Genomic DNA, 26,453 nt, shown 5'->3' with positions numbered 1-26,453 from the left:
CTAGTGAATCTATTATTCGTTTGGTCCAATTAAAATTGGTTGAATTTGTCTATGCTGGAGTGCCTCTTCTACTGTTTGAGATAGCAGATCCATGTTCGCGACCATAGAGGTCGGTTTTTTGAATGGATCATCCTGACCAAACGGAATAAAGAAAATATTTTTTGTTGACATGAGCCTCATCAGATTTGTACCATTTAAACCTAACGCATCATTTGTTGAGATACCTAAAACGACAGGTCGATGATTCCGTATAGTTGCTTTAGCAGCCATTAAAACAGGACTGTCTGTCATGGCATTTGCAAATTTCGCCATCGAGTTTCCAGTTAAAGGAGCAATGACCATACAATCAAGCGGCAGCTTAGGCCCGAGCGGCTCTGCTTTCACGATTGAGTCAATCGCTTGAAATCCAGTCAGCTTCTCAATCCGCTCGATCCACTCGGCTCCATCTCCAAATCTCGTATTCGTGCTCTGCACCGTGTACGACACCACTGGACGCACCTCTGCCCCTTCTTTTACAAGCGCTTCGATTTGCGGAAAAACAGCCTCATACGTACAGTGGGAACCTGTTAAACCAAAGCCGATTCTTTTCCCTTTTAATGTTGTCATGATTCCATCCCCCTTTTTTCCTCCGCAAGTTCACATAAAAGCCCGGAAAGCACTTTTGCAATGATTTGTCCTGCTGTCTTTGGTGCAACAATCCCCGGGAGTCCTGGTGCAAGAAGTGCCTTCACTCCGTGCTTTTGTGCAAAGTCAAAGTCTGTTCCGCCTGGGCGTGAGGCGATATCCAAAATGAGTGTCTTTGGTGTCATGCTGACGATGACAGATGAATCTAATACAAGACTTGGAATGGTATTGATGATAATATCAACATCCGTTACTTCCTCTTTTAACTGGTCCATTGAAAATGGATGAAGCCCCATCTCAAATGCCCGCGCTAAATGTGCTGTGTCTGCCGCCCCTACTTTTACGTCTGCCCCTAGTGCCCGAAATGTGCGGGCAATGGTGAGTCCTGTTCTTCCAAGTCCGAGAACAGCGACATGAGACCCGTGAATCGTATAGTCCGTTTGCTGAATGGCCATCATGATAATTCCTTCAACTGTTGGAATAGAGTTATATATGGCAATATCATCTCGCTCAAACAGCTTCACAAGCTTCCGGTTCACCTGCTTTGCCAGATTGTCTAAGTACGTATTTGAAATACCTGAGTACAAGATACAATGGGCAGGGGTTCTTTCTAAATATTTAGCTTCCAGCAAGACCTGCTCGTTTGAAAAAACGGTAGCAACAGCGCCTTCATCCGTTGTCCCAGATACTGGAAGGATCATACTGTCTACTTGTTCGAATGGAAGTTCAGACATTTTCAGCTTTTCAGCACCGATAAATCCATGATCCAGCTGGTCAAATCCAACCAAAAATACTTTGGCATGCTGCTGTGACAACTTGCGAATAATTTCAAGCTGCCTTGCATCTCCCCCGATCACCGCAACCGTTAAACCGCTCAACATACTGACCGTTCACCTTCTTTATTTAAAAAAGTCTGTAATATTTTCTGAATCTCCCTTTCAGCATATGAGGAGAGGATTCAGCCTGTGAACGAATCAGAGAGAGAAAAGAAAAAGAGCACCCATTATTGCGGGTGCTCTTTTTCTCCGTGCGGCTGAAGTTCTTCAGGCACATCGAGAATGATCATATCTGATCCTATTTTTTGAATGTGATTCCACGGGACGCGGATGTCATTTCCTTGTTTTCGAAAGCCAAACCACTTCACGGAAGGTATAATGAGTGCTGTAATTTGACCGTCCTGTTCATTGATTTCAAGGTCGGTTTGTCCAAGCACGCCAAGCCGCTCCGCTCTTTTAATATCGACGATCTCTTTTCCTGACAGTTCACTCAGCCTCAAAATCGCATCACTTCCCTTCCGTATCATATATGCAGCAAAAGGAAGAAATAGACCGTCCTGCTCTTTTCAAGTTATGTATAATGTGAGTTGGTATACCAAACAGGCTTAAGTTGATGAAAGCAATTATGATCTTTTAGCATTCTCTCCACTCGTTTCACCATGTCTTTTACATGTCCCGGATCATAGGAAAGCGTCCAGATGATAGATGAAAAGCAGCTCATTGCTGTATAGATGGAAAAAAGAAGCCAAAAATCGTTTGTGGACTGCATACTCACGTATTGATCCAGTTGTCCAGCTGAAAACGGAATGCTGCTTTCTCGACTAAATAAGGACAATTTATAAAAGTCATGAACCGGGTCGCCCCAGTCGGATTGATCGAAATCAATCACACCGGCATATTGATTATCTTGTATGATGATATTCCCTAAATGAAAATCATCATGCTGGAACTGGTTAGGCCTCTCTTTTACCGCATCAACATTCGACTTGATAAAATCTAATACAAACTGATCATTGGAAAACGTCACGCCACTTGATTGATAGACATGTACATACCGTTCATGTTTTGCCATGACTTTCTCATCCCACGGACGAACATGAGAAGGTGCACGGCATGTATGCATCAAACTTAGCTCTCTCGCTGCCCGCCTCCCGATTTCATACTGCTCTTCATTTGTAAGTAGATGGATGGAGTCTCTAGCATTCTCGCCTTCGATAAAGGAGAAAATACGATAGGTACAGTTTAGTTCAGCACTCATTCCAATCTCAATCACTTCAGAACAAAGAATCCCTCGATCTTTTAACTTCCGCTGAAATGATGCTTTTCTTTTATAACGCGAATACGTTTGAATGTCTGATAACTTAAGCACCAGCTTTTCACTAGATGATATTGTAACCAAAAAGGTACGATCTCCCGAAAAACCAGATGTCATGGCTTGGAAAGAAATAGCTTGTGTCAGAAGTGGAGAGAGCTGTTTCAGCTTTTCATGTTCCATGAAAGCAGAACCCCTTTCTTCTTTACCTTACAATAAAACGGCAGACTTTTTTGAGTCTGCCGTGTTGTTTACATTATGATGGCTGATCACCCGTCGGACTAATAAGCGAGAGCGCATAATCTTCTGTAAAGATTCGTTTAGATAAGTTATTCACGCCGTCTAATGTGACGCTGTTGATTTCATCAATAATTTCATCGAGTGTCCGATGTTTGCCAAGGAGCAGTTCATTTTTACCGTTTCGGCTCATTTTGCTGTTTGTGCTTTCAAGGCTGAGCATAAGGTTGCCTTTCATTTGCTCCTTAGAGTTCTCTAGTTCTTTCTGCGTGATTCCCTCACGTTTTAAGACGTCTAATGTTTGTAAGATGGTCTCAGAGAGCAGGTTTAGCTGCTTCGCTCCAGTTCCGCCATAAATCGTCAGCATTCCATTATCTGCAAATGAACTGTGATAGCTGAAGACGGAATACGCAAGTCCTTTGTCCTCTCTTACATCTTGGAATAATCGGCTACTCATGCTTCCGCCAAGAACATTATTTAAGACGATTAAGTCATAGATGCCCTTATCTCCAGCTGGAAGGCCATTAAAGCCCAAGCATAGGTGCGCTTGTTCCGTTTCCTTTTTGCGTGTGAGCTTGTCATAATGAAATGCTGGAGCTTCTACAGGCTGCTTTTTCCCTTTTCCTTCATAAGAGCCGAATAACTTTTCAACCTCACGAATAAAGGTCTCATCTACGTTCCCTGCAACAGAGATCACGACGCGGTCCGGGGTATAGAATTCATCCATGTATTTTCTAAGTGAGTCTCCGTTAAAGGTAGAGAGTGTTTCCTCTGTTCCTAAAATTGGATATCCTAATGAATGATCACCATAAATGGCTTTGCTTAATAAATCATGAACGATGTCATCAGGAGTATCCTCATACATTTTAATTTCTTCATACACCACATTTTTTTCTTTTTTCAGCTCTTCTTCATCAAAAGCTGAGTGAAAGAACATGTCGCTTAATACATCGAGGGCGTAGCCAGCATGTGAATCAAGCACCTTCGCATAGTAGCAAGTGTATTCTTTTGATGTAAAGGCATTCACCTGACCACCAATGCGGTCAAAGGATTCTGCGATATCACGTGCAGATCTTGTCTTTGTCCCTTTAAAGAACATATGCTCTAAAAAGTGTGAGATTCCATTAATTTCAGGTGTCTCATGTCTAGAGCCTGTTCCAATCCAGACGCCAATTGCGACAGACCTTACAGTGGGATTGTTTTCGAGTACAATTCTTACTCCGTTTTGGCATGTATACGTTTTGACCAAGTTTTGCTCCTCCTATTCAACAAACAGATCGCATCACGGATGTCTTTTTTCACTTAGGAGGTCAGAAACCGTCCCTAATTCATATCCTCTTTCTTTAATTTGAGTGATAAGTGCGTCAAGACTTTTCGCTGTTGCATCTGTTGGATGCATTAATATCATCGCCCCATTGTGAATTTTCCCAAGCACCCGCTTTTGTAAAATAGCCGGGGATGGTTTTTGCCAGTCGATGGTGTCTACTGTCCACATAATGGTTTCCATGCCTTCTTGTTTGGCAAGCTTGACTGTTTCTTCTTTAAAGCTGCCGCTTGGAGGCGCAAACCATTTTGGTTTCTTCCCAAGGGATTCTTCAATTTGGCGATTTGTTTTCGTTATCTGCTCTAATGCTCGTTCTCTTGTCAGTGTGCGCATATCTGGGTGATTGTATGAATGATTTCCAATTTCATGACCATCTGCCACGATTTTTTTAGCAAGCTCTGTGCTTTTTTTCACCCATTTGCCTTCTAAGAAAAAGGTCGCCTTGACTTGATGCTTTTCCAGCGTCTTTAACATGTTGATTAAATGCTCGTCACCCCAAGCTACATTGATGAGGAATGCATTCATTTTTTTATCTGGATGTCCCTTATAAATGGGCTCTGCACCAAGCTCATGTAAATGAATAGATGGTTTTGTTTCATTGAAAACAAGCAGCTTTTCATCGAATGACCCCTGTTTTTTCATTTTTTCATAAGAGGCATCGATATCAACTGTCTGTCCATTTAAGCCAGGCATCTTTTTCCACACTTTATCAATCTTAGCATTTTGCGCCTTTACTTCATAGTCAGAAGACTTCGATTCAATCTCCTGATATAAAATATCTTTTGACACAGATGCAACCTCGGCATGCTCTTTCATTGATTCAATATATGTAACAGCAGCCGGCTGCTTCATCGTTTGATATGATACGAGCAGTAAAAATACAAACACAATGAATGGTAACGTTTTTTTCAATGGTTGTCCCTCCCCTTTACCACAAATTATGATGGGGAGAAACAAGCTAGAACTATTGTTAGCGCAAGAAAAGAAAGAAGCCTGGCACGGATACCTGGCTTCTAACACATTTTATTTGATCTCATTAAGACTGCTTTTCTTCTTTTTCCTTTTCTTCACGTAAAACAGCTTTCCGAGAAAGGTTCACACGGCCTTGTTTATCGATTTCAGTGACTTTGACAAGTAATTCATCGCCAAGTTTCACGACATCTTCTACTTTGCCCACACGCTCAAGCGCAAGCTCAGAAATATGAACAAGTCCATCTTTTCCACTGAAGATTTCAAGGAAGGCACCGAATTTTTCAATGCGTTTGACTTTACCTAAGTAAAGCTGTCCTACTTCAACTTCTCTCACAAGATCTTCAATGATTTTCTTCGCTTTTTGGTTCATATCTTCTTCAGTAGAAGAAATAAAGATTGTACCATCTTGTTCAATATCGATTTTCACACCGGTATCTTCAATGATTTTATTGATTTGTTTACCGCTTGGTCCAATGACATCGCGAATTTTATCCGGATTGATTGTCATCGTTAAGATTTTAGGTGCATAACGAGACAATTCTCCTCTAGAAGCAGGAATCGTTGACAGCATGCTGTCTAAGATTTCCATTCTTCCTTTTTTCGCTTGTTGAAGAGCCTCTTCTAAGATGTCTTTTGACAAGCCATCGATTTTGATGTCCATTTGAAGGGCTGTGACACCTTTTGATGTACCTGCAACTTTAAAGTCCATATCTCCAAGTGCATCTTCCATTCCTTGAATGTCTGTCAGCACTGTGTAGTATTCACCAGATTTCACCAGTCCCATTGCAATCCCTGCAACTGGTGCTTTAATTGGAACACCGGCATCCATCATCGCAAGTGTGCTTGCGCAAATACTTGCTTGTGAAGTAGATCCGTTAGATTCTAATACCTCTGAAACGAGGCGAACCGTATAAGGGAAATCTTTTTCGGATGGAATGACTGGTTCTAGTGCACGTTCACCTAGTGCACCATGTCCGATCTCACGACGGCCTGGACCGCGCATTGGACCTGTCTCACCAACACTGAATTGCGGGAAGTTGTAATGGTGCATGAAGCGTTTTGATTCTTCAACACCTAGACCATCAAGAATTTGCACATCGCCAAGTGCACCTAATGTACAAATACTGAGCGCCTGTGTTTGTCCTCTTGTAAATAGGCCTGAACCGTGCGTTCTTGGCAGAAGTCCTACTTCTGAAGAAAGTGGACGGATTTGATCTACGCCGCGTCCATCTGGACGTACTTTCTCTTCAGTGATCAGACGGCGAACTTCGTTTTTGACAAGCTTGTTTAATACATCTTTCGCTTGTTTAATGGTTGCTTCGTCACGTTCTTCTGCTTCAAACTTCTCAACTACAGCTTTTTTCACAGCACTGATTGCATCCTCACGCGCATGCTTCTCATGTACTTGAATCGCTTTCAGCAGGTCAGCTTCAGCAAGTGCTTTTACTTCATCTGCTAACGTTTGATCTACTTCATATAAAGGAATATCAATTTTTTCTTTACCGACTGCCTTCACAATTTCTTCTTGGAATTCGATTAAGCGTTTGATCTCTTGGTGACCGTACATGATCGCTTCAAGCATTGTTTCTTCCGGTACTTCATCAGCACCAGCTTCTACCATGTTGATCGCATCTTTTGTTCCGGCAACCACAAGATTGATGTCACTTTGTTCAAGCTGCTCCACATTTGGGTTAATGATCAGCTTTCCATCCACTCGTCCTACTGTAACGCCGGCGATTGGTCCCTCAAATGGAATGTCAGACACACATAAAGCTAAAGATGAGCCAAACATTGCAGCCATTTCAGATGAACAATCTTGATCCACACTCATGACGATACTAATGACTTGTACTTCGTTTCTAAATCCATCTGCAAACAGCGGACGAATTGGTCTGTCAATTAAGCGGCTCGCAAGGATCGCCTTTTCACTTGGACGGCCTTCTCTTTTAATGAAGCCGCCAGGAATTTTACCTACTGCGTATAGTCTTTCTTCGTAGTTCACAGTGAGCGGGAAGAAATCAAGTGGTTTTGGTTCTTTAGAAGCTGTTGCTGAGCTAAGCACAGCCGTATCTCCGTAGCGTACGAGGACCGCTCCGTTTGCTTGCTTTGCAAGCTGGCCAGTTTCAACTGTCAGTTGACGTCCAGCCCAGTCTATGGTGAAGACATGTTTCTCTTGTCCCATTCTGAGATAAACTCCTCTCTTATCGTAAAATTTTAGTTAGTTCTTATTATGAACAAAATGATTTTCACATATCAATGTGAAAGCTGTATGTAGAAGGGTATTTGCCATTCTTTCAACATTTTAACCATAAAATATTAGTGATTATACGATAAAAAAGCGGGAATCCTCCCGCTTTTTACGATTATCGACGTAAGCCTAGTTTGTTAATTAACTCACGGTAACGAGTTACGTCTTTATTACGTAGATACGTAAGAAGATTACGACGTCTACCTACCATTTTCAAAAGACCGCGACGTGAGTGGTGATCTTTCTTATGAGTACGTAAATGCTCGTTCAAGTTGTTAATTGATTCTGTTAGGACAGCGATCTGAACTTCTGGAGATCCAGTATCAGATTCGTGTGTTTTGAACTCATTAATTAATTGCGTTTTACGCTCTTGAGTAATAGCCATCCTGTTTCACCTCCAAGTCATGTTAGCCCCATCTACCTCGCAGCCGTCGGTGAAGTCGGCCTGCCAAGTAAGTGGTTTTAAAGCTACAGGAATTATCATACTAAAAATATGCTGAATTTGCAAATGGTAGAGCAGTTTTTCTATGATTTTTTTGTTTGCTTATGCTGATCTTGAAAAAACTGAATCGCTTCTTCTTTATCTTGACTGATTTGAGCCGTCAGCTCCTGGATTCCGTTAAATTTTCGTTCACTTCGAATGCGCTTGAACCATTGTAATTTAATCGGCTGGCCATATATTTCTTCGTTAAAATCAAAGAGGTTTACTTCAATGGCAGGCTGATCAGGACGTTTTTCATAAAATGTTGGTTTATAGCCAACGTTACAAACACCGTCATATACTTTACCTTTTACTTCTGCTCTTACTGCATATACCCCTGTTGGCGGAATAATGTATTCAGCAGATAAGCCGACATTAGCTGTCGGAAACCCGATCGTCCGTCCGCGTTTGTCTCCATGGATGACAATGCCGCGAAGCTGATAAGGTTTTCCTAAAAGCTCGCTCACATATTCAACATCCCCATTTTTTAATGCGGAACGGATGAGAGTGGAGCTGACTTTTCGGTCTTGATTGGACAGCTTAGGTACGATGGTTGCATTGATACGGCCTTTTCCGTATTCATCGAACGTTTCCATTGTGCCTGCACCAAAGCGGCCAAACGTAAAATCAAACCCCGCTACTGCGTGCTTCACATTCAGTTCATCCAAATATTGATCCACAAACTCTTGAGGAGATAGAGCTGCAAAGCTCTCGCTGAATTGTACGATGTATAAATAGTCAGCGCCCAGCTGTTCGATAAAATCAATTTTATCCTCAAGCGGTGTAATTAAGTCTTTTGGTTCCCGTGCCTTTTGCAAAACATGTGATGGATGCGGATGAAAGGTCATGACTGCTAAGGCCAATCCTTCTTTTTCCGCAATGCTTTTCGCTTCATCAATGACTTTTTGATGCCCGAGGTGAACACCGTCAAAGTACCCTAAAGCCATGACAGACGGGACTTGATCCTTTTGATTCAATGTATGTGGGTGTGAAATATGTATAGTCTTCACGAGATGTCACCTTTTCTTTAAGATTGCTTGTCCTGACATAAGATCTTCGCCGGCTTCATCAGGTTCTGTTTGGTCGGGTGCTTCATATATATCGCCAGACAACGGCCTGAAGGAGCAAAAACAGCGACACGATCCGCCTCTGCGAAATGAGCAAATTCATCAGGCATTGGCAGGACTGCACCGTTTTCCACTTTACTTGCTAATGTATCATTTATCTCCCATTTCGGCAAATGATTGAGCGCACGCTCGATCGGGACAAGGTGCTCATCTACAGTTCCTTCCTCGCTTATATCTCGCAGCTCATCCAGCGTGATACATTCATCAAGTGTAAAATCACCAGACCCTGTACGAATGAGATGTGACATGTGGGCTGGAAACCCTAGTTTCTTCCCGATATCAACCGCTAAGGTCCTCACATATGTTCCCTTTGAGCATAGAACGGTAAACCTAAATGACACGCTACCATCCTCATATGTGACAGGTGTAGTCCGCTCGATCCGGTGAATAGTAATTTCTCGGCTCGGCCGCTCAATTTCAATGCCTTCTCTTGCATATTCATAGAGCTTTTTCCCGCCAATTTTCACAGCAGAAAACATGGGAGGAATTTGTTCAATGGTTCCTTCAAACTGCTTCAGCGCCGCATCAATTTCTTTTTCTGAGATCGGTTTTTCCACCTTTTTTTCTTCTACGATCTCACCTGTTTGGTCTTCTGTTGTTGTAGAAAAGCCAATCGTGATCTCCGCATCATACGTTTTCGATTTATCTGTTAAGTATTCTACAATCTTCGTTGCTCTTCCGATACAAATAGGCAGAACACCTGAAACCTCTGGGTCGAGGGTGCCTGTATGGCCGACTTTTTTTGTGTGCAAAATTTTTCTTACTTTAAACACACAGTCGTGTGAGGTCATGCCTCTTTCTTTATGTAATAAAAGAACACCATTTATCATCTGCGTTCTCTCCTTTCATAAACGATGAAAAAGGACAGACGATCATCGCCTATCCTTATTTCAACATCTTATTCGTGATCTTTTGTGTTTAATTCAGCAATCAGGCTTTCAATTCGATTTCCGTAATCTACAGATTCGTCGAATTCAAAATGCAGTTCTGGTGTTTTGCGAAGTCTGATTCGATTGCCAATTTCAGAGCGGATGTACCCTTTAGCCTTTGCAAGACCTTTTAAGGTTTCCTCTCTTTTCTTCTCGTCGCCAAGAACAGAAATGTAGACTTTGGCAATTTGCAAATCACCGGATACTTCGACATCAGTTACAGTCAAAAAGCCGATTCTTGGATCTTTTAGCTTTCTGCCTAGAATGTCGCCCAATTCTTTTTTCATTTGCTCACCCACACGGGTTGCTCTCATACTCATGATCTTATCACCTCTAATTAAAGCCACTCAGTTTTCGTGATCGTTCGTTCAATTTCAGGAAAAGAATCGATAAAGCTTAATACACGCTGAAGCTCCTTTTCCACTTGAACCCGAGAGGAGGAAATTACGGCTATTCCAATTGATGTACGCTGCCATGTATCCTGGTAATCCATTTCAGCAATGGTTACATTGAATTTATGACGCGTTCTTGTCAATATACGCTGAAGAACCGCACGTTTTTCCTTCAGTGAGGATGCATCATAGATCATGCACTCACATTCGGTATAACCGATCATTTTCTTTCGATTTCTTGCATAACGAATGATTCCATGACATCACCTTCACGGATATCATTGTATTTCTTAATGGTAATACCACATTCATAGCCTTGTGAAACTTCTTTCACATCATCTTTAAATCGTTTTAACACGTCAACTTCGCCTTCAAAAATAACGACGCCGTCACGGATTAAGCGGATTCCGCTATCTCTTGTAATCGTTCCTTCAGTTACATAGCCGCCAGCAATTGTACCGATTTTAGATACTTTGAACGTTTGACGAACTTCAACTTGACCGATGACTTTTTCTTCATATTCAGGGTCAAGCATTCCTTTCATCGCAGCTTCAATTTCATCGATGACTTTATAGATAATGCGGTGCAAGCGGATATCAACGTTCTCAGTCTCAGCTGTGCTCTTCGCATTTCCATCAGGACGTACGTTAAAGCCAATCACGATGGCATTAGAAGCACTTGCTAAAATGATGTCTGATTCTGTAATCGCTCCAACACCCGTATGGATGATTTTCACTTTTACGCCTTCGACTTCAATTTTTTGAAGAGCTGCTGTTAATGCTTCAGCAGAGCCTTGTACGTCTGCTTTCACAATCAAGTTGATATCTTTTACGTCACCTTGTTTGATTTGCTCAAATAGGTCGTCTAGAGATAATTTTGCTTTATCTGAACGCTGTTCGTCCAGCTGCTTAGAAGCACGCGCCTCACCGACTTGACGAGCTGTTTTTTCATCTTTGAATACGAGGAACTGATCCCCTGCATTCGGTACATCGTTTAAACCAGTGATTTCAACAGGTGTAGATGGTCCTGCTGTTTTCACGCGGCGGCCGATGTCATTGACCATTGCACGTACACGGCCAAATGTATTTCCGACAACGATTGGGTCACCTACATGAAGTGTACCTGTTTGAACAAGAAGGGTTGCAACAGAACCTCTTCCTTTATCAAGCTCAGCCTCGATGACAGTCCCTTTTGCCGCACGATTAGGGTTGGCTTTCAGTTCTGCTACTTCGCTGACAAGAAGGATCATTTCGATCAATTCGTCAATGCCTTCACCTGTTTTCGCAGATAGTGGAACGAAAATGGTTTCGCCGCCCCAAGCTTCTGGTACAAGACCATGCTCAGTTAATTCCTGCATCACGCGGTCAGGGTTCGCTGTTGGTTTGTCAATTTTGTTGACAGCGACAATGATTGGCACTTCTGCCGCTTTCGCATGGTTAATCGCTTCAATTGTTTGCGGCATGACACCATCATCTGCTGCAACAACCAGAATGGTCGTATCCGTTACTTCGGCACCACGTGCACGCATCGTTGTAAATGCTGCGTGTCCAGGTGTATCAAGGAACGTAATTTTTTTGCCGTTTTCTTCAATTTGGTATGCACCGATATGCTGCGTGATTCCACCTGCTTCGCCTTCGACGACTTTTGTCTTACGAATGCTGTCAAGAAGAGTTGTTTTCCCGTGGTCAACGTGTCCCATGATCGTTACAACTGGAGGGCGTACTTGCATATCTTCTTCTTTATCTTCAACTTCATACTTTTCAAGTTCAGTTTCTTCTAAAATGATGACTTCCTCAACTGGAACACCATATTCAGAAGCGATTAATTCAACTGTATCTTTATCAAGTTCTTGGTTGATCGTTGCCATGACACCAAGCATCATCAGCTTTTTAATGATTTCAGCTGATTCTTTTCCAAGCTCATCAGCCAGCTGGCCGACAGTCATTGAATTTGTAAATTCAATTTTTTCAGGAAGCTCTTTTTTAGGCTTCACAGGTCTAGCTTGCTGATGCTGCGGTTTGTTATTTCCACCGCGTTTATTTTTGTTTTTATTTTGGTTGTTGTTTTTTTTGTTTTTATTAAATTGATTATTCTGCACGTCATTCTTCTTTCTATCATTGTTTTTGTTAGATGATTGTTTTTTTTGTTCTGCGGGTTTCTCGTTAGCTGTCTCTTTTGCTTTGGCTTTTTTATAGATAGCGTCTAGCTTTTTCACAGTGTCGTCTTCAAGCGTCGCCATGTGGTTGTTCACTTCCACGTTCATATCCTTAAGCGCTGCTATAATATCTTTACTTGAAACATCTATGGCTTTTGCGTATTCATATACTCTCACTTTAGCCATTCGTTCACCCCCAAATAAATTAATCGAGCAAGCTTATGAGCTTCTTAGCGAAGCCTTGGTCAGTGACAGCGACAACTACGCGAGCTTCTTTCCCAATAGAACGTCCGAGAACGGAACGGTCTTCAACTTTTCTAACCGGAACATTATAAAATTTGCATTTGTCAGATACCTTTTTCTCTGTGTTAGATGAGGCATCTGCTGCAAGAAGAACCAGCTTAGCACGCGCATGTCTAATTTCTTTGATCACCAGATCTTCTCCTGACACGACTTTACGAGCTCGATTTGCTAGACCAAGCAAAGGATACCATTCAGATTCATTCATTAGGTTTTTTCACCTTTTCAGCTAGTTCTAGTAATTCTTCAAATATGTGTTCGTCAATCTGTGTCTGAAATTGCTGCTGTAAACTGCGTTTGTTCTTTGCCGCAAGAATGGTTTCTTTATCGAGAGAAAGGTAAGCTCCGCGTCCGTTCATTTTTCCGGTAGCGTCAACAGACACTTCTCCTTCTTTAGAACGAACAACACGGATCAGTTCTTTCTTTGGTTTCATTTCTCCCGTCACGACGCATTTTCTAAGCGGGATTTTTTTTCGGCTTTTCACCTTTAATATCACCTCTTATTCGTCAGATTCCTCAGCTACTGGTTCAGCCTCTAAGAAAAGAGATTCAGAGTCTTCAGTTCTTGGGAAAATACCGAGTTCCCTTGCATCTGTTTCGCTTTTAATGTCGATTTTCCAGCTAGTCAGCTTCGCTGCAAGGCGGGCATTTTGACCTCTTTTACCAATTGCTAATGACAGCTGATAATCAGGGACAATGACTGTTGTCGCCTTGTCTTCTTCATTCACAATGACATCAAGTACTTTTGATGGACTGAGCGCATTGGCAACAAATTCAACCGGGTCATTAGACCAATGGACAATGTCAATTTTTTCGCCTTTTAGCTCATTGACAATTGCTTGTACACGCTGACCTTTTGGTCCAACACAGGAGCCAACTGGATCAACATCAGGATCATCTGTACGAACAGATATTTTAGAACGGTCCCCAGCTTCTCTAGCAACCGATTTAAGCTCTACAGTACCATCATAAATTTCTGGTACTTCAATTTCAAATAAACGCTTTAAAAGACCTGGATGTGTTCTAGACACATAAATTTGTGGTCCTTTTGTTGTTTTTTCTACTTTTGTAATGAACACTTTAATGCGGTCATGTGGTTTGTATTCTTCATTTGGCATTTGTTCATTGACAGGAAGAAGGGCTTCGATTTTGCCAAGTGACACGTAAATAAATTTACTGTCAATCCGCTGAACGATTCCCGTCATAATGTCTTCCTCGCGGTCGATGAACTCAGTGTAGATCACACCACGCTCTGCTTCTCTCACTCGCTGCGTCACAACTTGTTTCGCTGTCTGAGCTGCAATGCGTCCGAAGTCTTTTGGTGTGACTTCAATCTCAACGACGTCACCAACCATGTAATTCGGGTTAATATTGGCTGCATCATCTACTGAGATTTCAAGGCGAGAATCATACACTTCATCTACAACATCTTTTCTTGCGAACACGCGAATCGTTCCCGTTTCGCGGTTTAAATCAACACGAACATTTTGTGCTTGATTAAAATTACGCTTATATGCAGAAATGAGTGCAGCTTCTATCGCTTCAATTATAATTTCTTTACTAATACCCTTCTCTTTCTCAAGAACAGTCAGGGCATCTAACAACTCACTACTCATTTTTATGGTTCCCCCTTATATCAATGAAAAGGTTAATTGAACGAAACTGCTAATCTTGCGTTAGCTATTTTCTCGTATGGAATATTGATCTCTTTCTTTCTTGTCTTGATCTTCACTGTCACTGTTGCAATCTCACCATCAAAGCTTGTAAGCTCACCTTCAAATGCTTTTTCACCATCAATTGGTTCATATGTTTTCATGAAAACATTTTTTCCAAGTGCTTTTTCAAAATCAGCTTTTTTCTTTAATGGGCGCTCCGCTCCAGGAGAGGACACTTCAAGAAAGTAGTTTTGGCTAATCGGATCTGCCTCATCAAGCTTTTCGCTCAAGGCTTCGCTCACTTTGGCACACTCTTCGATATCGACACCTTTATCAGAGTCAATAAACACGCGAAGGAACCAGTTTTGACCCTCTTTGACAAATTCAACATCAACGAGTTCAAGCTGTAAGCCATCTAAAATTGGCTGCACCATTTCGCTTACGACATCCACTACTTTTTTGCTCATTCTCTTCCTCCTTGTGCTTTCGATAAACGCTCTTATCAATCATTCTGCATAAAAACCCTGCTTTATGTGAGCAGGGGGAGCAGAAAACGGATGAATAATGTCGAGACAAAAATTGCCTGTTCAATACAAAAGAGCGGGTTTCCCCACTCTTGTCTCGGTAATCGTTAGCATTTCCATAAAAACTATACCATATCCAATTTTTTTATGCAAATGAAGTTCCTTATTCAGCAGGCATTCGTCATCGGTTCTTTTCATTCATTCTTTTCATTCATTCTTTTCGCATGTTCACTGATAAGTGCTGCCTCCCTGCTTCCTTTTATAATGCGGAAACCGTCATAATCCGGATAGAGCGAATCATCGTCCTGAATGCTTGTTAAAATCCAAAATTGACTGCCAGCCCCTCCGAGCCGCTCAACCGCTGACAGCCAGCTTTGATATACGTCAGGACGAGCTGATTGATTTTGATAGCCAAACTCTTCTAGCACAACTGGCTTTCCGATTGACTTCCCGCGGGTGATATGGTCTTCGATCCATTTCACTCCCCAGGCAGCAGACTTGTTCCAGTGATCTGGGTACAGATGATAGGTTCCATAATCGATATTAGGAAGAGATGTTAAACGGTCCCAATCGACGCCTTCTCCTCCACCGTAAAACCAATCTTCATGTCCTGGTATGCGAAAGAATCCTTCATCTCCTACTGCAACAAGATGGTGACGATCCAGCGATTTGATCCATGTACTCATTTCATCTGCCCATTTGACTAGTACATTTCCCGTTGGATCTGACTGCATCCGCGGCTCGTTGGCTAATTCCCAAGTCATAATAGCTGGATCGTCTTTATATTGAACACCTGTAAACGTATTGGTTCTTTCTAATACATAGCGCACATAATTTTTGTAAGCTTTTTGAATACGAGGATCTATATAGAAGGCATCATGCGATCCTGCCCCGAACCACTTCACATATTGATTCATCCCGCCAAAGTCATCCCAATTGTTCACTAGTGGGATCACAAGCTTTATTCCTTCCTGTCCTGCTTTATAAATCGCATAATCTAGTTTTTGAAAACCAGATTCTTCATAGACGCCTGGACTAGATTGTAAGACTGAGTTCTCTTGAGGGGCCCCGTCGTGAAAGCCCCAAATCCGTATGACCTTTAAATTCATTGCTTTCATATCATCGAACACAGCATCTACCATTTTTTTAGATTTGTAATGGAAATAGTAATTATTTGTGCCGGCGAAGTAAAATGGTTGATTATTCAGCGTAAATTGTGTACCAGACGTCTGCACATAAGCGGCGGCCTTCATCGTAAGCGAAAACCAGCCAGACCATATAGCGGCTATAAGTATGAAGCAAGACACTCTTTGAGCCCACTTTTTCATTTACATTCTCCTCACAATCTATCTCTATCCTTCTTGAGGCAGGATCACGTCTAGTTGAAAAGGTGTTTGTTCATTTGAATCAAGTTCAATCGTCTGCTGTTTCAACATTTTACTTTCTTTACCGATTCGAATCTTATATGTTCCGTGAAATGCTGGACATTTCACATTGCCATTAGCATCTGTTTTTTCAACTCTTTGGGTCGTCCACTCATTTAGAAGCTTTTCATAACGTCGTCCTGCTTCATTTAAAGACCAATCATAATTCACGATGGCTGCATGTTCACCTCTCCAATGGGCACCTGCCCAAAATCCCCACATCAGCACTCCTTTTACGGCTGGATGACTAAATGCGACGCGATATAAAGCTTCCAGGTTATCCGCTCTTCTATTAGGGTCAGGGTGAACAGAATCGTACTCTGTGACCCATATTGGAAGACCAAGCTCAGCAAGGACATCGAGCCTCTCTTTGACAATGACTGGATCAACTCGTTCTTCAAAATGGCCTTGAACCCCAATCGCCTCAATAGGCGCGCCTAACTGACGCAGTTCATTGATATGCGCTTTATAGGCATGGTGTTCACCATAAGAGATCACATTATAATCATTCACAAACAATAGTGCTTGAGGATCAATTTTTTTCGTTTCTTCATACATCCACTTCCAAATATTTTTCCCAAAGCGATCTTTAAAAAATGAACCATGCATCATTTCATTGTTTACATCCCAATGACGAAATCTTCCCTTAAAATGATTGCCTGCATGCTCAAGCCGGTTTTTCATGGCTTCATATACTTCGTGATTCGGCAGTGACCTCAGCCAGCTTGGATTCGCATCCTCTACCTCCCAAAATAAAGCGTGCCCCCTCACTGGAAGCTGATGTCGATCTGCAAAATTCAGCATCGCATCTGCTTTTTCGTAGGTGATTTTCCCTCTTTCTGGCTCATTCGCATACCATTTTGCTTCATTTTCAAAAACAGCCCAATTAAAATGCTTCACGAAAAAATCAGCATATTGTTGATTAAATAACACTTGATCATTCATCGCTGAACCAAAGGCGAATTCATGTCTGATTTGCTTTATTTCAACCTCTAGACCTGCTATTGGCTTTTTTTCGCCGTTTGTCACGTTGATCACAAGATCTCTTTGTCTATGCTCTGAAATTCGATCATCCGCCTCTTTTTTCCACATCAGATTTTCCTGCCCATTTTCGCCTCTACTGAATGAATGATGAAGAAAGCTTCTTTCTTTGACCATGTAAATCACCCTTATCTTCATTGGATTGATATTACCTATTCAAACTGCCGGCTAGAAGCCGGCAGCTTGATTTTGACCTCTTAGTTGATCAGACGATGGTATTCAGCATAGGCAGTGGCCATATCCACTTGAGACCAGAAGCGGTGATAAGTGAAAACTGGTGCGCCATTCTCCCATTTGCCTGTAGCTTCATTAAATGAAGACTGATATTTACTTTCGAGTGAAGACCACGCTGGATCTTGTTTAATCTTCGGACGAAGATCAGCAAAACTCGTATAGACTCCATTCCCTCCTCGCTGCGGGTCAGAAGGAACGGTGCTGGCTCCAGGAATCTGATTTCCTTGACCAAATGTCCCGTTCCATCCATTTGGGAAATACACTTCTTTTCTAAAGAAACGGTCATAGTCTTCTCTATCTTCCTCTGTCACTATGCCGACGCCATCATTGTAATTCCATGCAACCTCTAGGAGCTGCGCGGCTGCATCTTTCGCTCTTGCACCAAGCGCTGTATAATCACCTGTTTCCAGCTTTGTGGCTGCAGCAAAGAATATCAAAGCTTTGGCTAGACTTCCTAATACGCCCGTATCCTGAGTCGGATCTTTAGTTACAGCTGTTAAATTTGGATTTCCTGTTGCAGACTGGAACCCATTCCAAGTATCAGGCTGTCCGCTCCAAGCAATATTTCCAGGAAGCCAAAACTCTCCAGGCGCACTTGTTGTAGCAACCGAAACATTCGTTCCTCCTAAAATTCTTTGTCCTTGCTCATCTAAGAAATAACCCTCTTCATCTGACACAGGACGGCTGCCGATAAAAATGTAATCTAAGACATAGCTGACCCATTTTGTTATGACAGATTTGGCCATTTGGACATTTTCAGATGTTTTGTCGCCATCTTTTACAAAAATATAATAAAGCTCTGCTACGCGCTCCATTGGCCATGCCTGCATTCCAAACCAGTTATTTGAAGGCGGGTCAAGGTAAACAGGTGCATCTTCATATGCCATATCATAAAAAGTACTTCTTCCTGCTGGATAAGCGCTATAGTCTCCATTCCAGCTATTGGTTGCGCCTCCTGCTATGGCTCCTTCTTTCGATTGAAGCCATACATAAAATTCAAGCTGTCTCTTTAATGTTTTTTCCCAATCGCTTGCCCCTGTTGCTGAAGATGGCTTTAAGCCTCCTTTATCAGAGGATAAAGCATAAGCGGCGACAGGATTTTGATATCCTTGATGACAATGGCTCGCTCCGATACGCCATGACCAGTTTGCATACTCCCCAAGTCCTCCGCCCCAAGAGGTATACCATGCCATTAAGTAATGACAGGCACCCTTTCCGTTTCCAGGATACGGATTCCCCTGCTTCCCGCTTCCAATCGTTTGAAAATATTTATCGTACATGCCGTAACGGAGGAAATCCCCCATTTTTTTCGCTTTATCAAGATAAGCTGACCGATTATAGCCGAGCTCCTTTGCCCAATACATCGCTTGTATCGCGCGCGCATCAGCATCCGTTGCATTCGTATAGCGCCACTGAGCAGCTGGAGCTTGATTTTCTTTTGTGAACAAGCTCATAAAGCCTTCATTCGGTTTACCAAAAGATTTATCGTCCTGTGATGGATGAGGGATGGACTCCCATACAGATTCCTGTGGACCACGCTGGAATGTGTTCACATAGGCGGCTTTATGTGATGGGTTGAGCAAGTTGCCATAGCCATACCAGTTATCTACGTCAAGGAGCCAGTGCATTAAATACGTTTCATTCGTCCCATAGGTTGATTTCAATTCACTATCAATTGGATCTTGACCAGCAGGACGAGCACCGGTCAGCTGGCTTGGGTATTGATCCGGAAATGGTTTCTCTGCTGCGTATGTGGCTGGGCTGGACGGATTGTAAGCGTTCATATGCGGCTGCTCATCATGTCCATCTTCATTGACTGGGATGATGTACTTCTCCATATTGTCCCAAGCTGCCTCTAATTTGCTCCAGTCCCCTGTGTAATGTCCGTACAGCACCTCAAGCCACAGCCAATAGCTATATGCTTCTGAAGTTGTCATATGCCCGTAATCAGGTGCTTCGCAAATGAGTGTCTCGATTGAATGATACGGAATTCCTTCTGGTGAAAAATATCCATTCGCATCGCTTTTAATTTGATGATAAAGCGTTAAAAACCGTTCTTTGTTTGACAAGTCCTTCACCCTTTCAATAAAATCGTTGATTTTTATTTGTCTGGAAGTGTGCCAAATACTAAAACATCATCGTCAAAGACAGGAATCTTTGTTGTTTTTTGCATATTGGATGTTAATCCTTGATAGGAATAATCATTTGAGGCATCCCATATATTCGATCCATTTGGAGCAGATAATCGAAATTGTATTTCCTTCTTATGCTCAGATTCTCCTCTAGGAGAAATAGCTACGCCCGTAAAATCGATTTCTGCAAAATAGACGCGGCTTGATGCGTCATATACTTTTAAAGGTGATAAGGAAGCGCCTTCATTGTAGGCTGCTGTCACTTGAATATCCTTTTCAGTGAATCCCTTTGCAAAGACCTCACTCAGATTGACGTAATATCTAAAGGATAGTGTTTGACTGCTTCTTGCCGGCCAGCCGGACCTGTTGTACAGCACTGCTTTCACTTGAGTAGATGTTGTATCGTTATGCATCACAGCTGCCTCTACAAAAAATTCATCCTCCACCTGTTCTTTAGGCGGGAAATTTGGCAGCTTTGATTGCCCTTGACCAAACAGCTGCACCATTTTGGCGATATTTCCAGTAAAGGCGGCATTATAATCGGTCGCCACCTCGTTTGATATATAATCAGAGATGTCATCATCATATTGATCCTGTGCATTAGGCCCCCCTACAAGCGCTCCATAAAGAGTGTGCCGGTGAGATGGAGGATTTGTCAGCTGGTTAGACCACGAGCCATGTGCAGTACGGTGGTGCGGGTGCTTCGGCGGATTCTGACCAAACCCAACGACGTAGCTTCTATTCAGCGGATTATCACCCAGCATATAGTGAGTTTGCTTAATCGCAAACGATTGGTATCGATTTTTCTTTTCTTGATCAGATACCCAATCAGCATAGACAAAGGCTAAAAATGCTGCATTGGCGGCATAACGAAGTGAACCCCATTGATCCAGCCATGCCAAACCGCCAGGCGTATAGGTGATTCTTTCTACTTTTCCATTTTGAACAAGACCTGTGGTCCAGTAATCAAGATTGCGCTCTGTCGATTCTATAAATCTGTTTTCTTTCGTGATTCTTGCTAGTAAGATTTGTGAGGCAAAAAAAGTATTGTCCCATGACATGGTAAACGTATAATCCCAATCCTTCGGCCATTCCTCTACCGCTTTTAATGCTTGGTTTAAATAGGTTTCTTCATTTGTCGCCAAGTATAGCCAGATTCCGCCCCAAATAAGTTCGTCAACATAGCCGCTCCAGGAGTTGTAAAATGGCTGCGCATTGGTGACACAATCTGTATATTTGCCGCGATACCTGTCAGCAAATGCATATAGCTGTTTGGCGTGCGTCAAAAGCTTTGCTGCATAGGACGCATCTGTTTCTTTAAAAATGATAGAACCTGCTGCTAAAGCCGCCGCAGTTTGTGCAGCTACTTCTGTGCCAGGACAATGTTCATCAATTTTAAAAGCTGGCCGGTTCATCGGCATCACTTCTGCTGGTCCCCACCAAGCATGATCGGCGTTTCCATCACCTACTTGCGCCCAAAATTCATTCGGTCCTGTATGTGCTTTCAAGAAATAATCCGTTGCCCACTTGATTTGATCTAGTATCTCATCAAGCAGCTCCGCCTCTTCATAAGCTTCTCGGTATTCATATACTGTCCACGCAAGCACGGCTGCTGAATAAGCCATCGGAAGTCCAAATTTCACATGATCTCCTGCATCATACCAGCCGCCAGTTAAGTCATGCCCAACATCCTTCCCGTCCTCTAGTCCAGAATCTCCCCGCCAGTTAAGACGATTGTTTTCCGGAAGCCGGCCTGACCGCTGCGCTTCATAAAAAAGCATGGATTTTTGTAAAACCTCTACATAGTTGTAAGATGCCATTTCTCTATTGCTCACCCCTTCTTTTTAGTGAAACATTAATCAATAGACGCGACCGCCTCCTTTCTCTCCTTCGTTTCGTGATCTGTACAGTTTTGAAAAGAATCAAATATGTTTCAAAAATAAGCATAGTAAACAGCAATCAGCTTTACGCTCATCGAAGGTTTTCTCTTGATTCTCCTTCTGACTGTACCCAGAATGATCATATGTCGCTTGAGAACATTTCAGACGGCGAAATTCTCTTTTGAGCTCTATTTGGGTAGAAAGAATGACATACAATCTCTTCTCTTAAAACATCACGCTAAATCAAGATATATGAATGAATAAGAAAATAATTCCAATTGATAAGAAATCTTTATTAGTTAACATAATAAAATTATTGTATATAGAGAAAAGAACGCCCTTTTAGGGCGCTCTTATTTATCACATTAAAATAAAGAAAGCTGGTTTTGATCAGGAAGTGCTTCTAAACAGCCTTGACGATCTAAATATTCAAGGATGGTCTTCGACACTTTTCCGCGTTTTTGTAAATCTTCTTTTGAGAGGAATTCCCCATCTTGCCGCGCGCGGACAATATTTAATGCAACGTTTGTACCGAGGCCAGGGATCGAGTTGAATGGCGGTATTAATCCGTCTCCATCAATGATAAACTCTGTTGCACTTGAGCGGTAAAGGTCAACTTTTTTGAAGTGGTAGCCTCTTTCACACATTTCAAGGGCAAGCTCTAGTACAGTTAATAGGTTCTTTTCTTTCGGTGATGCATCTAAACCTTTTGAATTAATATCGTCCATAACGGCTCGAATCGCATTCGATCCTTTTGTCATTGTTTCAATATCAAAGTCATCCGCACGAACGGTAAAGTAAGCCGCATAGTACAGGAGTGCATGATGCACCTTAAAATAAGCAATACGAACAGCCATTAACACATAAGCAGCCGCGTGGGCTTTAGGGAACATGTATTTAATTTTTTTACAAGAATCAATATACCAGTTTGGTACATTATTATTCTTCATTTCTTCTTCCCATTCAGGAGGAAGTCCTTTTCCTTTACGAACAGATTCCATAATTTTAAAGGCAAGTGACGGCTCTAAGCCTTGATAGATGAGATAGACCATAATATCATCACGGCACCCAATTACTTCACTTAGTTCACACGTTTTATTGTGAATGAGCTCTTGCGCATTTCCGAGCCAAACATCCGTACCGTGTGATAGTCCAGAAATCTGAACAAGCTCTGAGAAGGTCGTTGGTTTTGTATCCTCTAGCATTTGCCGAACAAATCTTGTCCCAAATTCCGGGATACCGAGTGTACCTGTTTTACAGCCAATTTGCTCTTCTGTGACACCTAGTGGCTCTGTCCCTTGGAAAATCTTCATGACTTCAGGGTCATCTGTTGGAATCGTTTTTGGATCGATTCCGCTTAAATCTTGAAGCATACGAATGACCGTTGGATCATCGTGCCCAAGAATATCCAGCTTGAGCAAGTTATCGTGGATCGAATGGAAATCAAAATGTGTCGTCTTCCAATCGGAACCTGTCGCATCTGCTGGGTATTGAATAGGTGAGAAATCGTAAATGTCCATATAATCAGGCACAACGATAATTCCGCCTGGATGCTGGCCTGTTGTCCGTTTTACTCCTGTACAGCCTTGTACAAGCCGGTCGATTTCAGCGCCTCTCATATGAAGGTTATGATCTCCTGCATAGCCTTTTACGTAACCATATGCTGTTTTTTCTGCAACGGTACCAATTGTACCTGCTCGGTATACATAATCTTCACCGAACAACTCTTTCGTATAGTTATGTGCGATCGGCTGATATTCGCCTGAGAAGTTCAAGTCAATATCAGGGACTTTGTCTCCTTTAAAACCTAAGAACGTTTCAAACGGAATATCATGTCCATCTTTTTTATACGGCGCTCCACATTCTGGACAGTCCTTATCAGGAAGGTCAAAGCCTGAACCAACAGATCCATCATTAAAGAACTCAGAGTGCTTACAGCTTGGGCATACATAATGAGGTGCAAGTGGATTTACTTCAGTAATCTCTGTTAATGTCGCAACAAGAGATGAGCCGACAGATCCCCTTGAACCAACGAGATATCCATCATCAAGTGATTTTTTTACGAGCTTATGAGAGATTAAGTAAATAACGGCGAAGCCATGACCGATAATACTTTTTAATTCTTTCTCGATGCGGTCTTCTACGATTTTCGGCAGGTCATCCCCGTAGATGCTGCGCGCCATTTGATAGCTCATTTCCCGTATTTCTTCATCTGCACCTTCAATTTTTGGTGTGTAAAGATCATCTTTGATAGGTTTAATGCTTTCGACCATCTCAGATACTTTTTGCGTATTTGTTACGACGATCTCTTTCGCTTTTTCGTCTCCTAGGAAGGAGAAGGCTTCGAGCATTTCATCTGTCGTTCTAAAATGAACTTTTGGCAGTTCATGGCGGTTCAGCGGATTCGCTCCACCCTGTGATGAAATTAAGATTTTACGATAAATTTTGTCCTCTGGATGCAGGTAATGTACATTTCCAGTCGCCACAACTGGTTTATTCAGCTTTTCGCCAAGCTTGACAATGTTTGTGATAATTTCTTTTAACGCACGTTCATCTCGAACAAGCTCTAGCTGCAGCAGGTGCTGATACACTTCCGGCGGATGTACCTCTAAATAGTCATAAAATGCTGCAATATCTTCCACCTCATCAGGTGACTTTTGCATCATTCCTTCAAATACCTCACCCTTATCACAAGCAGACCCAACAATTAAACCTTCTCGATATTTCTCAAGCTGAGAGCGCGGAATACGCGGGACCCGGTAGAAATAATGAATATGAGAAAGTGAAACAAGCTTAAATAAATTCTTAAGACCTGTCTCATTTTGAGCAATCAAAGTCGCATGGTAAGGACGTGAGCGCTGGTAAGCATTCGACTGCCCCATGTTTTCATTCAATTGATCGTGATAGGCAATCTCTTTTTCAGCCGCATCTTTTAGCATCTTCAGCATGAGATAGCCTGTCGCCTCTGCATCATAAATCGCCCGGTGATGCTGCGTCAGTTCAATATCGAACTTTTTACAAAGGGTGTTCAGCCGGTGATTTTTAAATTCTGGGTAAAGGAACCGGCCAAGTTCAAGTGTATCAATGACAGGGTTTGACGCTTTATCTGTTTTTAACAGGCGTTTATACGCTGCATTTAAAAAGCCCATATCAAAGCTCGCATTGTGCGCAACAAGGATATCTTGTCCAATCCATTCTTTGAAATCCCGTACGACGTCGACGACATCTGGTGCATCTCTCACCATATCATCGGTGATACCTGTTAATTCGATGGTTGTCGCTGATAACGGGTGATGGGGATTTGCAAATGCCTCAAAGCGGTCAATGATTTCCCCGCCTTTTATTTTCACTGCTGCAAGCTCAATAATTGTGTCATAAACAGCTGAAAGTCCAGTTGTCTCGACGTCGAATACGACATACGTCGCATCCTCTAACAAGCGGTGCTCTGGGTTATATGCAATCGGTACCCCGTCGTCTACTAAGTTGATTTCCACACCGTACATCATTTTGATGCCATGCTTTTTACTTGCTGCATACGCATCTGGGAAGGATTGTACAACGGCATGATCTGTCAGGGCAATTGCTTCATGCCCCCATTTTTTTGCTTGTTCAACAAGTCTGCCAATGCCAGTGACAGCATCCATTTGGCTCATAGGGGAATGTAAATGAAGCTCCACACGCTTTTCACCCTCAGGTGCTGTATCTTCTTTCAGCTGCGGTTTCATTTCATTGACATCATTGGCGATCATGACAAGATCTCTGACAAACGTATCATTTTGAATGCTCCCTCTTGCTTTCACCCACATGCCTTTTTTCAATGATTTCATCAGCTGAGCATCTTCTTTTTCTCTTGCAAACATTTTGATCAAAATACTGTTTGTATAATCTGTGATCTTAAAGATACAAAGCGTTCTCCCGCTTTTCAGCTCCCGCGTTTCTGCATCGAATACGTAGCCTTGAACGGTGATTCTTCTCTCCTCGTCCATGATACTATCAAGCGTACGAATTTCTTCATTGTCTTTGATTTGATAGCCAATCATCAGAGGGCCTGACGGAGCTTCATTCTGCTCCTCACTTTCTTTCTTCTCCATCTCAGTGAGGGCTTGCATGGCTCTTTCTTGATCTTCAGCAAGCTTTTGTTCTCTGAACTTCTGAATCTCTTGATCTGATACAAAAATTTCTGTATCGAATTGCAGCTCTGGAAAGCCCACTTGTTTAAATGCGGCCTGGAGCATCGGGCTGTACTTCTTCTTAATAGCGAGTGCCTCTGTTTCGCTTTTCGTTTTAATGATGATTTTATGTCCAGACAGCGATGGTTTTTGCTGCTGAAGCAAGCTGATGATTGGGGGAGAAATTCCTTGAAGTTCTTCCACACAATGTGACCAGTACGATTGCACGAGTTCTTCAGATATGTGCGGATCACTCACTTCAATCGTACAAGTGATTTGTGCAATATGTGAAAATGCATTTGTCAGCCTGCTGAGAAACATGGTGTATACTTTGTAAGGCAAAAGCGCCTTAAATTTAAAAAGGAAATGCCATGTTTTCGTCGCCTTGTGCACGGTCAATTTGACGATTTCCCCTTCTTCAAAGTAACGACTGAGGTCATCATCTGTCATTTGAATTTGATTGAGTAATATATGAAATTGCCGCCGTGTGATCGGTAATTGTTCATCCAAGACAGGA

At 42.3% G+C, this 26,453-nt stretch carries 22 protein-coding genes; all 22 read right to left on the bottom strand.

The features are described from left to right. Positions 1-12: 12 nt before the first annotated feature. Positions 13-606 (bottom strand): dipicolinate synthase subunit B, encoded by a 594-nt coding sequence (gene dpaB, locus BAE31_RS04855; RefSeq protein WP_024427009.1) that lies wholly within the window; start codon positions 604-606, stop codon positions 13-15. Continuing rightward, positions 603-1,505 carry a dipicolinic acid synthetase subunit A gene (dpaA, locus tag BAE31_RS04850; RefSeq protein WP_041117424.1) on the bottom strand — a complete coding sequence of 301 codons (903 nt, stop codon included), beginning with the start codon at positions 1,503-1,505 and terminating at the stop codon, positions 603-605. Before dpaA ends, dpaB begins: the two co-directional genes overlap by 4 nt. 122 nt (positions 1,506-1,627) lie before the next feature. Then, positions 1,628-1,900, bottom strand: a complete 273-nt coding sequence (locus BAE31_RS04845) for a YlmC/YmxH family sporulation protein (protein WP_024424130.1) — start codon at positions 1,898-1,900, stop codon at positions 1,628-1,630. 71 nt (positions 1,901-1,971) lie between these two features. Next, positions 1,972-2,895, bottom strand: coding sequence for an aminoglycoside phosphotransferase family protein (locus BAE31_RS04840; protein ID WP_076839589.1), 924 nt, complete (start codon positions 2,893-2,895; stop codon positions 1,972-1,974). A 73-nt stretch (positions 2,896-2,968) separates the two neighbouring features. Then, complete coding sequence (locus tag BAE31_RS04835) at positions 2,969-4,198, bottom strand: M16 family metallopeptidase (protein ID WP_025092599.1); 1,230 nt, start codon at positions 4,196-4,198, stop codon at positions 2,969-2,971. Positions 4,199-4,231: 33 nt separating this feature from the next. Then, positions 4,232-5,185 carry a polysaccharide deacetylase family protein gene (locus BAE31_RS04830; RefSeq protein WP_044330553.1) on the bottom strand — a complete coding sequence of 318 codons (954 nt, stop codon included), beginning with the start codon at positions 5,183-5,185 and terminating at the stop codon, positions 4,232-4,234. Positions 5,186-5,309: 124 nt separating this feature from the next. Then, on the bottom strand, positions 5,310-7,427 hold the full coding sequence (gene pnp, locus BAE31_RS04825; protein WP_024424134.1) for a polyribonucleotide nucleotidyltransferase: 2,118 nt from the start codon (positions 7,425-7,427) through the stop codon (positions 5,310-5,312). A gap of 181 nt (positions 7,428-7,608) precedes the next feature. Next, positions 7,609-7,878, bottom strand: a complete 270-nt coding sequence (rpsO, locus tag BAE31_RS04820; RefSeq protein WP_008354438.1) for a 30S ribosomal protein S15 — start codon at positions 7,876-7,878, stop codon at positions 7,609-7,611. A 140-nt stretch (positions 7,879-8,018) separates the two neighbouring features. Then, positions 8,019-8,984, bottom strand: a complete 966-nt coding sequence (gene ribF / locus BAE31_RS04815; protein ID WP_034623584.1) for a bifunctional riboflavin kinase/FAD synthetase — start codon at positions 8,982-8,984, stop codon at positions 8,019-8,021. A gap of 17 nt (positions 8,985-9,001) precedes the next feature. Further along, positions 9,002-9,931 (bottom strand): tRNA pseudouridine(55) synthase TruB, encoded by a 930-nt coding sequence (truB, locus tag BAE31_RS04810; protein ID WP_041109052.1) that lies wholly within the window; start codon positions 9,929-9,931, stop codon positions 9,002-9,004. A 68-nt stretch (positions 9,932-9,999) separates the two neighbouring features. Beyond that, a complete protein-coding gene (rbfA, locus tag BAE31_RS04805; protein WP_007499525.1) occupies positions 10,000-10,350 on the bottom strand; it encodes a 30S ribosome-binding factor RbfA in 351 nt (116 codons plus the stop codon). Between the two features lie 17 nt (positions 10,351-10,367). Then, positions 10,368-10,646 carry a DUF503 domain-containing protein gene (locus BAE31_RS04800; RefSeq protein WP_041109050.1) on the bottom strand — a complete coding sequence of 93 codons (279 nt, stop codon included), beginning with the start codon at positions 10,644-10,646 and terminating at the stop codon, positions 10,368-10,370. After that, positions 10,643-12,763: a translation initiation factor IF-2 gene (infB, locus tag BAE31_RS04795; protein WP_076839587.1), complete on the bottom strand. Its 2,121-nt coding sequence runs from the start codon at positions 12,761-12,763 to the stop codon at positions 10,643-10,645. The genes BAE31_RS04800 and infB overlap by 4 nt, the downstream gene beginning before the upstream one ends. Before the next feature lie 19 nt (positions 12,764-12,782). Further along, entirely contained in the window at positions 12,783-13,085 is a 303-nt protein-coding gene (locus BAE31_RS04790) for a YlxQ family RNA-binding protein (RefSeq protein ID WP_024424138.1), read from the bottom strand. Then, the gene (rnpM, locus tag BAE31_RS04785; protein ID WP_024424139.1) at positions 13,078-13,362 is read right to left on the bottom strand and encodes an RNase P modulator RnpM; all 285 of its coding nucleotides are present in this window, start codon (positions 13,360-13,362) and stop codon (positions 13,078-13,080) included. Before rnpM ends, BAE31_RS04790 begins: the two co-directional genes overlap by 8 nt. A gap of 15 nt (positions 13,363-13,377) precedes the next feature. Further along, positions 13,378-14,493: a transcription termination factor NusA gene (gene nusA / locus BAE31_RS04780; RefSeq protein ID WP_024424140.1), complete on the bottom strand. Its 1,116-nt coding sequence runs from the start codon at positions 14,491-14,493 to the stop codon at positions 13,378-13,380. Positions 14,494-14,525: 32 nt separating this feature from the next. Beyond that, complete coding sequence (gene rimP, locus BAE31_RS04775; RefSeq protein WP_003211398.1) at positions 14,526-14,999, bottom strand: ribosome maturation factor RimP; 474 nt, start codon at positions 14,997-14,999, stop codon at positions 14,526-14,528. Between the two features lie 251 nt (positions 15,000-15,250). Next, positions 15,251-16,384, bottom strand: a complete 1,134-nt coding sequence (locus tag BAE31_RS04765) for a glycoside hydrolase 5 family protein (RefSeq protein ID WP_076839585.1) — start codon at positions 16,382-16,384, stop codon at positions 15,251-15,253. A 24-nt stretch (positions 16,385-16,408) separates the two neighbouring features. After that, positions 16,409-17,638 (bottom strand): endo-1,4-beta-xylanase, encoded by a 1,230-nt coding sequence (locus BAE31_RS04760; RefSeq protein ID WP_076839583.1) that lies wholly within the window; start codon positions 17,636-17,638, stop codon positions 16,409-16,411. Positions 17,639-17,718: 80 nt separating this feature from the next. After that, positions 17,719-19,824: a glycoside hydrolase family 48 protein gene (locus BAE31_RS04755; protein ID WP_076839581.1), complete on the bottom strand. Its 2,106-nt coding sequence runs from the start codon at positions 19,822-19,824 to the stop codon at positions 17,719-17,721. Between the two features lie 32 nt (positions 19,825-19,856). After that, positions 19,857-21,707 carry a glycoside hydrolase family 9 protein gene (locus BAE31_RS04750; RefSeq protein ID WP_076839579.1) on the bottom strand — a complete coding sequence of 617 codons (1,851 nt, stop codon included), beginning with the start codon at positions 21,705-21,707 and terminating at the stop codon, positions 19,857-19,859. 425 nt (positions 21,708-22,132) lie between these two features. Next, positions 22,133-26,446 (bottom strand): PolC-type DNA polymerase III, encoded by a 4,314-nt coding sequence (locus BAE31_RS04745; RefSeq protein WP_076839578.1) that lies wholly within the window; start codon positions 26,444-26,446, stop codon positions 22,133-22,135. Positions 26,447-26,453 lie beyond the last annotated feature (7 nt).

The sequence above is a fragment of the Bacillus sp. I-2 genome, assembly GCF_001974945.1.
Lineage (GTDB): Bacteria > Bacillota > Bacilli > Bacillales > Bacillaceae > Bacillus > Bacillus safensis.
This window is presented reverse-complemented; position numbering and strand designations above follow the sequence as displayed.